General features: G+C 69.6%; 10 protein-coding genes, 1 tRNA gene and 1 pseudogene. 8 read left to right on the forward strand and 4 right to left on the reverse strand.

Annotation, left to right across the window (positions count from 1 at the left end; translation table 11 throughout):
- Both ACZ7L9_RS29450 and ACZ7L9_RS29455 read right to left on the reverse strand, forming a co-directional pair.
- A pseudogene (locus ACZ7L9_RS29450) lies at positions 1–1,053 on the reverse strand (SUKH-4 family immunity protein); the annotation flags it as partial.
- Positions 1,047–2,036, reverse strand: coding sequence for an SMI1/KNR4 family protein (locus ACZ7L9_RS29455; RefSeq protein ID WP_471419859.1), 990 nt, complete (start codon positions 2,034–2,036; stop codon positions 1,047–1,049). The gene ACZ7L9_RS29455 and the pseudogene ACZ7L9_RS29450, both read right to left, overlap by 7 nt.
- Positions 2,037–2,340: 304 nt before the next feature.
- Here ACZ7L9_RS29455 and ACZ7L9_RS29460 point away from each other — a divergent pair, with 304 nt between their 5' ends.
- A complete protein-coding gene (locus tag ACZ7L9_RS29460) occupies positions 2,341–2,865 on the forward strand; it encodes a YwqJ-related putative deaminase (RefSeq protein ID WP_471419861.1) in 525 nt (174 codons plus the stop codon).
- Positions 2,866–2,875: 10 nt separating this feature from the next.
- On the forward strand, positions 2,876–3,409 hold the full coding sequence (locus tag ACZ7L9_RS29465; protein ID WP_471419863.1) for an SUKH-3 domain-containing protein: 534 nt from the start codon (positions 2,876–2,878) through the stop codon (positions 3,407–3,409).
- A 67-nt stretch (positions 3,410–3,476) separates the two neighbouring features.
- Here the strand turns inward: ACZ7L9_RS29465 and ACZ7L9_RS29470 are convergent, their stop codons facing one another.
- On the reverse strand, positions 3,477–4,790 hold the full coding sequence (locus ACZ7L9_RS29470; protein ID WP_471419865.1) for a sensor histidine kinase: 1,314 nt from the start codon (positions 4,788–4,790) through the stop codon (positions 3,477–3,479).
- A 155-nt stretch (positions 4,791–4,945) separates the two neighbouring features.
- Here ACZ7L9_RS29470 and ACZ7L9_RS29475 point away from each other — a divergent pair, with 155 nt between their 5' ends.
- The 6 genes from ACZ7L9_RS29475 (at position 4,946) to pth (ending at position 10,065) form a co-directional block, all read left to right on the forward strand.
- On the forward strand, positions 4,946–5,824 hold the full coding sequence (locus ACZ7L9_RS29475) for a hypothetical protein (RefSeq protein ID WP_471419867.1): 879 nt from the start codon (positions 4,946–4,948) through the stop codon (positions 5,822–5,824).
- 22 nt (positions 5,825–5,846) lie between these two features.
- Positions 5,847–5,918, forward strand: a tRNA-Gln gene (locus tag ACZ7L9_RS29480).
- A gap of 109 nt (positions 5,919–6,027) precedes the next feature.
- Complete coding sequence (glmU, locus tag ACZ7L9_RS29485) at positions 6,028–7,476, forward strand: bifunctional UDP-N-acetylglucosamine diphosphorylase/glucosamine-1-phosphate N-acetyltransferase GlmU (RefSeq protein ID WP_471419868.1); 1,449 nt, start codon at positions 6,028–6,030, stop codon at positions 7,474–7,476.
- Positions 7,477–7,596: 120 nt separating this feature from the next.
- Positions 7,597–8,571: a ribose-phosphate diphosphokinase gene (locus ACZ7L9_RS29490; protein ID WP_030926792.1), complete on the forward strand. Its 975-nt coding sequence runs from the start codon at positions 7,597–7,599 to the stop codon at positions 8,569–8,571.
- Positions 8,572–8,753: 182 nt separating this feature from the next.
- A complete protein-coding gene (locus ACZ7L9_RS29495) occupies positions 8,754–9,338 on the forward strand; it encodes a 50S ribosomal protein L25/general stress protein Ctc (protein WP_471419871.1) in 585 nt (194 codons plus the stop codon).
- Positions 9,339–9,471: 133 nt separating this feature from the next.
- Entirely contained in the window at positions 9,472–10,065 is a 594-nt protein-coding gene (gene pth, locus ACZ7L9_RS29500; protein WP_471419872.1) for an aminoacyl-tRNA hydrolase, read from the forward strand.
- On the opposite strand, the gene ACZ7L9_RS29505 is transcribed toward pth, so the two are convergent.
- Entirely contained in the window at positions 10,062–10,313 is a 252-nt protein-coding gene (locus tag ACZ7L9_RS29505; protein WP_471419874.1) for a hypothetical protein, read from the reverse strand. The genes pth and ACZ7L9_RS29505 overlap by 4 nt on opposite strands.
- Positions 10,314–10,531: the final 218 nt, after the last annotated feature.

Here is a 10,531-nt window from a genome sequence, read left to right on the forward strand (position 1 = left end):
CGGGGCGGGAGGCGTCGGAGGACCGGGAGGACCGGGCGGGCCCTGCTGGGAGACGAGCGGCGGCGGCAGGTACCCACCCGCCGGAGCGCCGGGCGCACCCGGGCCCGAGGGCGGCGGCACAGGCGCACCCGGCCGCGCACCCGGCGTGCCGGGGGCACCCGGCGGCGGCGGAGTCGTCGGACCGCCCCCACGCGCACCGCGCGGCGGCACGACGGCCTTACTGGTGGCCGCGTCCGCGATGTCACCGGCACCGGGGCCAGGATCGGGAGCCGGGCCGGAAGCACCCGGCACAGGCGCACCGCTTCCCCGCGGCTCCAAGCCGGGGACGATCGCCGTCGGCGGCAAATGGCTGCCCCCCGACATCAGGGCGGTCGGCGCGTCGGCCGGCACGACCGGCGGCGGGGCCCCTTCGTCGTCGGCACCCGAGAGCGGCGGCGCGAACACCGTGGCCGGCAGCGGCACCGCACCCTCATCGGAACCCGCATTGGTGTCGGTACCGGCCCAGGGGGTGGACCCAGCGGGCACGTTCGGCGGGGACGCGGCAACGGAGGACGCCGGAACGCCGTCATTGGCAGTCGGCTCGTACGCGACCGGCCCACCCCGCGAACTGTCCGACGAAGCCGAGGGAGCCGAGGGAGCCGAAGGAACCGCGCCCCCGTCCCGCCCCGCCCGCTGATCCGGAATACCCAGCTTGTCAGCCGCTTCCTGGAGCCACTCCGGGGGGCTCAACAGGAACGACGTCTGATTCAGGTCAATGCGCTGCGGCGGCTCCGGAGCAGCCGGAGCCGCGTCGTGCGCCCCGTACTCCTCCTCATACCGCCGGATCACCTCGCCCACCGGCAACCCCGGCCACAGCGTTGCCTCACCACTGTCCCGGGCGATCACCAGCCGCTGTCGGCCCCCGTCCGAGACCGGACCCTCGGCACGGTCCTCGCCCCACACCACGAAGCCCAGCTCGAACTCCCGCACCCGCACCTCACGGTGCTGGTACGCGGGCGTATCGCCGTTGATCCACTCGTCCGCGCGCTCCTGCGCCTGCGCAAAGGTCACCATCGCGCTCCCCCCTCCACCGGGACGGCACGCGCGAAGCCGCCGTCCACCATCAGGTTCGCCACGGTCTCCAGCTCCGGCGGATTACCCGCCAGACGCTGCAGAAAAGAATCGAAATCGCCGCCGCACGGCAGCAGCAGCCGGTCCACCCGCTCCTGCACGCTCCAGCCGTCCTGATCCCGGGCGTCGTCGTACGCACAGAACCAGACGGAGCCGATCCCATGGCCCTTCACCTTCACCGCGAGAAGGCCCCCCTGGACGAAGCCGACGCCCAGGTAGTCCTTGGTGAGGTGGTCCCGCAAGCACTTGTTCACGTACACCAGGTCGTTCACGGCGGCCTCCTCGCGCACCGTGAAGAACGGCTGGTCGACCAGGAGACCGAGCTCCGCATCGAGCGCCGCCCCGACCGGAGCCGAACCACCCGCCGCCTTCAGGAAGGACCGATACGCGCCGGGCAGCCGGTAGCCGAGGTCCTCCTCCACGCCCAGGACCTGCTGCTCGCTCACCGCCACAGCACCCTTGGGCAGCCGGAAATGCGCGGGCCGAGTCTCCTGCAGGGGGCGCGTGCCGCGCTTGTTCCGGTCGACCGCCGTGGCAGCGAGGCCGCCATGGTGCCTGAGCAACGCCTTGACCTCGACCGGAATCAGCTCCATGCGCCGACCACCGGGGACGTGATGCCAGGTCCAGCCATGCGGAGTCGCGACCGCGGGAATCGTGTCCCACAGCTCATGGCCACTCGCCGCCAGTGCCGCATTGGCCGAGACGTAGTCGGTGAGCCGCAGCTCATCGACGCCGAAACCCGGCGGGGGCTCGGCGACCTCGGCGGCGGCACGCGCGTACGGCGCGAAGACCGGGCTGCCGTTCTCGTCCATCCGCACGCCTCTGGGATGGCGGGACGCCCGGACCGGGTCCGGGAAATGCACGAGCTGCCCGGCGTAGGCCGCGTTCGGTGGCGCGGCTTGCTGCCCGAGCCGACCTGTCGTCATGGCGGTTGCCCCCTGCTGCGTCTGGCTGGTGAGGACCGACCTGCCCGAGGGGGGCGGTCCGCGCACAGCCTATGCGGTGGCGCAAGAGCAGGTCTCGCCCGTACGCCACGCCCTTTTCCTTCCGTCACGAACCGTCACAACGGCGTGACGGACAAGCGACGCTCCTGCCGCCCCCGGCGACACGGCGGCGCGTTTCCCTGCCCCAGCTTCCCGACCAGCCGCGACATTTGGCAGGCTGTGACCGCAACTCGGGGGCGTGCACATCGCGCAGCTACCGCTGCGGGCACGGGAGGGAAAAGCACCAATGCACAACGCACAACCAGTCACGACCGGGGACCCACGCCTCAGCTGGAGCAACACCGGAACCAGCCCCACACCCCGGCTGCACCACCGCCGCGACGGCATCCTGCCCGCAGTCGCCGCGGCGCTGTCCGTACGCGGCGAGACGCTCACCTGCACAGCGGGCAAGGGCGACCAGCCCCCCGTACTGCACCCCCTCGTCCAGGACTTCCTCGACACCCTCACCAGCAGCCAGCGCGAACGCTTCACCGGCCGCTGCCCCGAAGCGATACTGCTGTCCCGGCAACTCACCGCCGCGGAAGCGGGCCGCTCCAAGCGGGCCCAGCGCAAACCACTGACCAACGGCGAAGCCCGCCGCGCCCTGAAGCACTCACGGCTCACCGCACGGCGCATCCGCGAGGACGGCGACCCGATGCACGGCAGTTACGCCCCGCCGTGCCGCTCCTGCACGGAGATGCTCGCCCACTTCGGCGTACGTCCCGTCGACCTCACGACCACCGGGGCGGCGACCACCGCCGAGAAGGGCTGACCGGGCGCCGATGCACGACCGAACCGACCTACCCGAACAGGCAGGCCCCACAGGCCGGGACCCCCACGCCACGACCCGCTTCCCCGTCGCCGTCGACGCCGCCCTGCGCGCCGCAGGCTGGCAACCCGGCCGCTGGGACATCCGCCGGGCCGAGGAATGGGCCGACGCGCTGCGCTCACACGCGTCACCCGCCGGTCATCAGCACGCGGTCTTCCCGGCCGCCGTCGAGGCGTGGGCGGAATTCGGCGGACTCCGCATCACGGCATCCGCGCCCGGCCGGCACATCGCGCCGTCCCCCGTACGCATCGACCCGATGAGCGGCCTGCATCTCGCCCGCACGCTGGGCGACCTCGGCCGGGCACTGGAGACCGAGGTCAGCCCTCTCGGCGAGGAAGGGGACGGGCAGGCCGTCCTCGCGATCGACACCGAGGGACGCGTATACAGCATCGACCACACCGGGGACTGGTACCTCGGACCGGACATCGACCAAGCACTCGCAACCCTGATCGGCGGCATCCAGCCGGAACGCCTGATCCCCGGCTGAGCACCGGGGCCGCCCGGTGGCCGCTTCGTCCCCGCCGGACGGGCTGGGCCTGCCCGCCCCGGTGCCGTCAGGCCGCCCCCCGGTCCGGCAGGACCGCCGACACCCGAAAACCCCCCACATCCGTCGGCCCGGAAACGAAGACGCCGCCGAGCCCCAGCACCCGCTCCCGCATACCGACGAGCCCGTTGCCCCCGCTCGGCAGCCCGGCGTCCGCCGTGGCGGCGTCCGACGGGCCGTTCTCCACCTGCATCGCGACCTCCGAGTCCCGGTGCGCGAGCCGCACCCACGTCTTCGCGCCGGCCGCATGCTTGTGCACGTTCGTCAGGGCCTCCTGCACCACCCGGTACGCGGTCTGCTCGACCTCGGGAGGGTACGGGCGGGCCTCACCGTCCACCGAGAGCTCCACCGTCATACCGGCGGCCCTGGACTCCCCGACCAGGGTCTCCACCTCATGCAGCCGAGGCCCGTCCTCCACCGCGGCAGCCGCCACGGCCGCAGCCGCCCGGCCGACCGACGCGAGCGGCACCTGCGCGGACCGCGCCGCCACGGGCTCCCCGCTCCGCAGCACCCCGAGCATCTCGCGGAGCTCCGTCAGCGCCTGCCGCCCCATGTCACCGACCAGCGCGGCATTCCGCACCGCCTTGGCCGGATCCTTCGGCGCGACGGCCTGCAGCGCGGCAGCGTGCACGACCATCAGGCTGACTCGGTGAGCGACCACGTCATGCATCTCACGGGCGATCCTGGTGCGCTCCTCGGTACGCGCCCACTCGGCCCGCTCCTCGGCCCGGTCGGCGAGCAGCGAAAGCTCCCGCTCCAGCGAATCCGCCCGCTCCCGCAGGCTCTCCATCAGCCGGCGCCGGGCCCCTATGTACAGGCCGAACAACACGGGCGGCGCGGTGAGCCCGAGCGACATGAACAGCGAGAGCAGCGGTACGTACCAGTCGTCGCGCCCGAAATCGGCCTGCGCGGAGACGCTCTGCCGCAGCCGTACGTACGTGACGATGAACGTGCCCGTGAAGGACATCCCCATCAGCACCGCGGTGATTCTCCGCGGCACATCGGAAGCGGCCAGCGTGTAGAGGCCGACCAGCCCCATCAGGAAGCCCATCTCGGCGGGCGTCGTCGCGATCGACACCAGCACCACGGCGATCGGCCAGCGCCGCCGCACCACCAGCACAGCCCCCGCGAGCAGCCCGAACACCACACCGACCGGCACCGGCAGCCCGGTGTTCCCGGCGAATTCGACCCCCTCCAGAGCGCATTCCAGCGCCGACAGGGCCGCGAGCCCCACGTCCAGGGCGACGCCGCGCCGCCGTTCCCACCACCAATAGCCGCGGGTGGTTGTACCCGCGGCTTCCCGGTATGCCCCCGTTGTGGTCATGCCGTCCAGACTACGGGCGGACGCACCTGGTTTTCGGGTGACCTGGACAGCACGTACGCCTGTCGAACAGAGACGGAACAACCACTTATCGCTTGAAATGGTGAATCGAGCAGGCTTTCACGCCGGACGTCCGCATTCCGGACGACGCTCGGCGCATGACGGAAATCACGAGCAAGTACGCCGACTTCGAAGGGCTGCGCGAACAGGCCGTCGCGCTGCGCCGGGAGGGTCTCAGCCGCCGACAGATCCGCGACCGGCTCCACGTCCACAACAACGACATCCTGGGCCGTCTGGTCAAAGGCGAACCGGCCCCGGAGTGGACGAAACGCCCGCGCGCCAAGGACGACCTCCGAGAGAAGGCGCGGGAGCTGCGCAGCCAAGGCATGACGTACGACCAGATCCAGGTGGAGCTGGGCTGCTCGAAGAGCTCGATCTCACTGTGGGTACGGGATCTACCGAAGCCGGAACCGCGCTGTACGGACGCGGAGCGCCACGCGCTCATGAACGCCGGCCTGTCACGCCTGCGTGCCGCCCAGAACGAGGATCGACTCAGGAGCAAGGCTCACGCACAGGACGCGGTCGGCCAATTGTCAGACCGGGAACTGTTCCTCGCCGGAGTAACGCTGTACTGGGCCGAAGGCGCCAAGGACAAGACGTACAGCCGTCGAGAGAGCCTCCAATTCATCAACAGCGACCCCAACGTGAACAGCGACCCCAACGTGATCACGCTGTACCTACGCTGGCTCGAACTACTTGAAGTTCCGCGCGAGCGCATGCACTTCCGGGTCAGCATCCACGAGTCGGCGAACGTCACCGAGGCCGAGCGATTCTGGGCCGATCTGGCAGGCGTCCCTACCTCCGCATTCCAGAAGGCGACCCTGAAAAAGCACAACCCCAAGACCACCCGCAAGAACACCGCCGAGGCATACCGCGGCTGCCTGGTCATCTACGTCATCAAGAGTGCTGACCTCTATCGTCGCGTAGAAGGCACTTGGTACGGCATAGTGTTGGGTGCTGATCCAGCAGCCGGATGAAATGTCCGGTTAGCTGGCTCTATCCCCCGTGGTGTAATTGGCAGCACAGTAGCTTTTGGTGCTATTTGTCCGGGTTCGAGTCCTGGCGGGGGAGCCGCTACGTGCGGGCCCCGACCATCACGGTCGGGGCCCGCACTCATGTCTGCCTCATAGGCCCCCGGTATCCTTCAGGTGTCCACCACCCGAAGCCGAAGGGCATTTCCGTGAGCGTCATCCGCCCGGCAGCCGTCGTCGTCCTCGCAGCGGGTGAGGGCACCCGTATGAAGTCGAAGACTCCCAAGGTTCTGCACGAGATCTCCGGGCGCTCGCTCGTCGGACATGTCGTCGCCGCCTCCCGCGAACTCGACCCGGAGCATCTCGTCGTGGTCGTCGGCCACGAGAGCGAGCAGGTCAGCGCACATCTCACCGCGGTCGACGACCGGCTGCGGACCGCCTACCAGGCCGAGCAGCGGGGCACCGGCAGTGCCGTGCGCGTCGGCCTCGACGAGCTCGGCGGGACCGTCGAGGGCACCGTGATCGTCGTCTGCGGCGACACCCCGCTGCTGTCCGGCGAGACGCTCGGCGCGCTCGCCGCCACCCACACGGCCGACGCCAACGCCGTCACCGTGCTGACCGCCGAGGTCCCGGACTCCACCGGCTACGGGCGGATCGTCCGTGAGCCGGCCAGCGGTGCGGTCGTCGAGATCGTCGAGCACAAGGACGCCACCGAGGCCCAGCGCGCCATCCGGGAGATCAACTCCGGGGTCTTCGCGTTCGACGGCCGGCTGCTCGCCGACGCCCTCGGCAAGGTCCGTACGGACAACAGCCAGGGTGAGGAGTACCTCACCGACGTGCTGTCCATCCTGCGCGAGGCCGGGCACCGGGTCGGCGCCTCGGTCGCGGGCGACCACCGCGAGATTCTCGGCATCAACAACCGGGTCCAGCTGGCCGAGGCCCGGCGTCTGCTGAATCAGCGACTGCTGGAGCGGGCCATGCTGGCCGGGGTGACCGTCGTCGACCCGGCCTCCACGCTGATCGACGCCACGGTCACCTACGAGCGGGACGCGATCGTGCACCCGGGCACCCAGCTGCTCGGCGCCACGCATCTCGCCGAGGACGCCGAGGTCGGGCCCAACTCCCGCCTCAGGGACACCGTCGTGGGCGCGGGCGCGCGGGTGGACAACACGGTCGCGGACGGGGCCGAGGTCGGGGCGGGCGCGACAGTCGGCCCGTACGCGTATCTGCGGCCGGGTACGAGGCTCGGGCGCAACGCCAAGGCCGGTACGTACGTGGAGATGAAGAACGCGACGATCGGCGAGGGCACGAAGGTCCCGCACCTGAGTTACGTCGGTGACGCGACGATCGGCGATCACACCAACATCGGTGCGGCGAGCGTCTTCGTGAACTACGACGGCGTGGCCAAGCACCACACCACGATCGGCTCCCACTGCCGTACCGGCTCGGACAATATGTTTGTGGCTCCCGTCACGGTCGGGGACGGCGTCTACACCGCGGCCGGCTCGGTCATCACCAAGGACGTACCGCCCGGTTCGCTGGCCGTAGCGCGCGGCCAGCAAAGGAATATCGAGGGTTGGGTGGCCCGCAAGCGTCCGGGAAGTGCCGCGGCGCAGGCGGCGCAGGCCGCCGCTCCGGAGAACGACAGCGAAAGCTGACCGGAAACAGGTGCGCCGAGCACGGCGTACCGTGATAGATGCTCACCCCATTTCGGCTGGCTCGTTGCACATCGGGACACATGCGTGCAGCGCCAGGAACACGTCTGAGGAGACTGTGCTGTGACCGGGATCAAGACGACCGGCGAGAAGAAACTGATGCTCTTCTCCGGCCGCGCCCACCCCGAGCTGGCCGAGGAGGTTGCGCACCAACTGGGTGTCGGCCTCGTGCCGACGAAGGCCTTCGATTTCGCCAACGGTGAGATCTACGTCCGTTTCCAGGAGTCCGCTCGCGGCGCCGACTGCTTCCTGATCCAGAGCCACACCGCTCCGATCAACAAGTGGATCATGGAGCAGCTGATCATGCTGGACGCGCTGAAGCGCGCCTCGGCCCGCTCCATCACGGTGATCGTGCCGTTCTACGGTTACGCGCGCCAGGACAAGAAGCACCGCGGTCGCGAGCCGATCTCGGCCCGCCTGGTCGCCGACCTGATGAAGACGGCGGGTGCCGACCGCATCCTCACCGTCGACCTGCACACCGACCAGATCCAGGGCTTCTTCGACGGCCCGGTCGACCACCTCTTCGCGCTGCCGATACTGGCCGACTACGTCGGTGCCAAGGTCGACCGCACGAAGCTGACGATCGTCTCCCCGGACGCCGGCCGGGTGCGCGTCGCCGACCGCTGGTGCGACCGTCTGGACGCCCCCCTCGCGATCGTCCACAAGCGTCGCGACAAGGACGTCGCCAACCAGGTGACGGTCCACGAGGTCGTCGGCAACGTGAAGGGCCGGGTCTGTGTCCTGGTCGACGACATGATCGACACGGGTGGCACGATCTGCGCCGCCGCCGACGCGCTGTTCGCGCACGGCGCCGAGGACGTCATCGTGACGGCGACCCACGGTGTGCTGTCGGGTCCGGCCGCGGACCGTCTGAAGAATTCCAAGGTCAGCGAGTTCGTCTTCACGGACACCCTGCCGACGCCGGGTGAGCTGGAGCTGGACAAGATCACGGTGCTGTCGATCGCTCCGACGATCGCCCGTGCGGTGCGCGAGGTCTTCGAGGACGGCTCGGTCACCAGCCTCTTCGAGGAGCAGTAGGCAGCAGGGCTCGGAAGATCCACTTTGGGTGCGGCCTCCCTGCCGGGTAGACTCAGCGAGTTGCTCGGCGAGGGAGGCCGTACTCATGTGTACGGCGGTCCGTTATCGACGCGCTCTTCGTAGCAGGCCTGTCGTGGGCCGGGTGACTGTCCAGTTTTCGTCACCATACGAGGAGTGCAGTCATGGCTGAGGTCAAGCTCGCCGCCCAGGTCCGTACCGAGTTCGGCAAGGGCGCCGCCCGTCGTACCCGCCGCGCGAACCTGGTTCCCGCGGTCGTCTACGGTCACGGTGCCGAGCCGGTTCACATCACGCTGCCGGGCCACGACCTGATGATGGCGCTCAAGACCGCCAACGTCCTGATCGGTCTGGAGATCGACGGCAAGGCCGCCCTGGTCATCCCGAAGGCCGTGCAGCGCAACGCGCTCAAGGGCGACATCGAGCACGTCGACCTGCTGACCGTGAAGCGCGGCGAGAAGGTCAACGTCGAGATCGCCGTGCACGTCGAGGGCGACCTGGCCCCGGGCGGCAACCTCCTCGAGTACGTGATGAACACCCTGCTCGTCGAGGCCGAGGCCACCCACATCCCCGAGTCCGTCACGGTCTCCGTCGCGGGCCTGGACGCCGGTGCGTCCGTCCTCGCCAAGGACATCCCGCTGCCCGAGGGCTCCGTGCTGGCCGAGGCCGACCCGGACGCGGTCGTCCTCGCGGTCGTCGCCGCGCAGGCCGAGGAGCCGACCGCCGAAGCCGAAGAGGGCGCCGAGGCCTGAGCCTCGCCCTCCCGGCTTCACTGATTCACTGCTTCACTGACGGGGCGGCGGTTCCTTGTTCGAGGACCCGCCGTCCCGTTTCCCTGTAACCGGGCCATCCGGAACCATCCGTACGCGAGGAGACCGAGCGCAGATGTCCGACGCCACCGAACCCTGGCTCATCGTGGGCCTCGGCAATCCCGGTCCCGAGTACGCGGCGAACCGGCACAATGTCGGTTTCATGGTCGTCGATCTGCTCGCGGAACGGATCGGCGGGAAGTTCAAGCGGGCGCAGAAGGTCCAGGCGCAGGTCGTCGAGGGCCGGATGGGCCCGCCCGGCCCGGAGAACCGCCGGGTGATCCTGGCCAAGCCGATGTCGTACATGAACCTCTCCGGCGGCCCCGTCACCGCGCTGCGCGACTTCTACAAGGTGCCGACCGACCACGTCGTGGCGATCCACGACGAGCTGGACATCGACTACGGGACGCTCCGGCTGAAGCTGGGCGGCGGCGACAACGGGCACAACGGGCTCAAGTCGATGACCAAGTCGATGGGCGCCGGCTACCACCGGATCCGGTTCGGGATCGGCCGGCCGCCGGGGCGGATGCAGGTCGCCGACTTCGTGCTGAAGGACTTCTCGTCCACCGAGCGCAAGGAGCTCGGGTACCTGGTGGACCGGGCCGCCGACTCGGTGGAGTGTCTGCTGGCGGAGGGGCTGGAGCGCGCGCAGAGCGCGTACAACTCCTAGGGCCGGTCCGCACGCACAACTCTGACATTCCCGCCGGTACCCCGGCGATTTTCAGCCATAAGGCGTTGAACTTGTAGGTCAGACCGGAGCAGCAGGATCCGGGATCCGGTGATGGGCATGCCGCGCTTGTCGAGTGCTGCCACGACGCGCCGGACGACGTAGTCGGGCATGTGGCGGTTCACGTCGTCGGCGAGTTCCACGAACCGGAAGGGGACGCCGAGGTCTTCCCGAATGGTGGACACGTCCACGCCGGACGGGTAAACAATCATGTGAAGCCTCTGGTGGAGACGGTTCTCTTGGTCGAAAACCCATCTACCAGGGGCTTCACCACGTTGTCAGCCCAACTGCTCAACAAGCCAACCAGATTGGAAGTGGGCGAGCACCGTCGCGGGCACGGCGGGCTCTACGACGCCCTGTCCGCCGGCCGGGTCGACGTCGCACGGCTGCGACGGGCTCTGGCCGCGGT

This window comes from Streptomyces sp. NPDC111516, from assembly GCF_055635345.1.

Coding starts and splice junctions, on each gene's coding strand:
- ACZ7L9_RS29455 (WP_471419859.1), bottom strand. CDS start 2,036: ATGACGACAGGTCGGCTCGGGCAGCAAGCCGCGCCACCGAACGCGGCC.
- ACZ7L9_RS29460 (WP_471419861.1), top strand. CDS start 2,341: ATGCACAACGCACAACCAGTCACGACCGGGGACCCACGCCTCAGCTGG.
- ACZ7L9_RS29465 (WP_471419863.1), top strand. CDS start 2,876: ATGCACGACCGAACCGACCTACCCGAACAGGCAGGCCCCACAGGCCGG.
- ACZ7L9_RS29470 (WP_471419865.1), bottom strand. CDS start 4,790: ATGACCACAACGGGGGCATACCGGGAAGCCGCGGGTACAACCACCCGC.
- ACZ7L9_RS29475 (WP_471419867.1), top strand. CDS start 4,946: ATGACGGAAATCACGAGCAAGTACGCCGACTTCGAAGGGCTGCGCGAA.
- ACZ7L9_RS29495 (WP_471419871.1), top strand. CDS start 8,754: ATGGCTGAGGTCAAGCTCGCCGCCCAGGTCCGTACCGAGTTCGGCAAG.
- pth (WP_471419872.1), top strand. CDS start 9,472: ATGTCCGACGCCACCGAACCCTGGCTCATCGTGGGCCTCGGCAATCCC.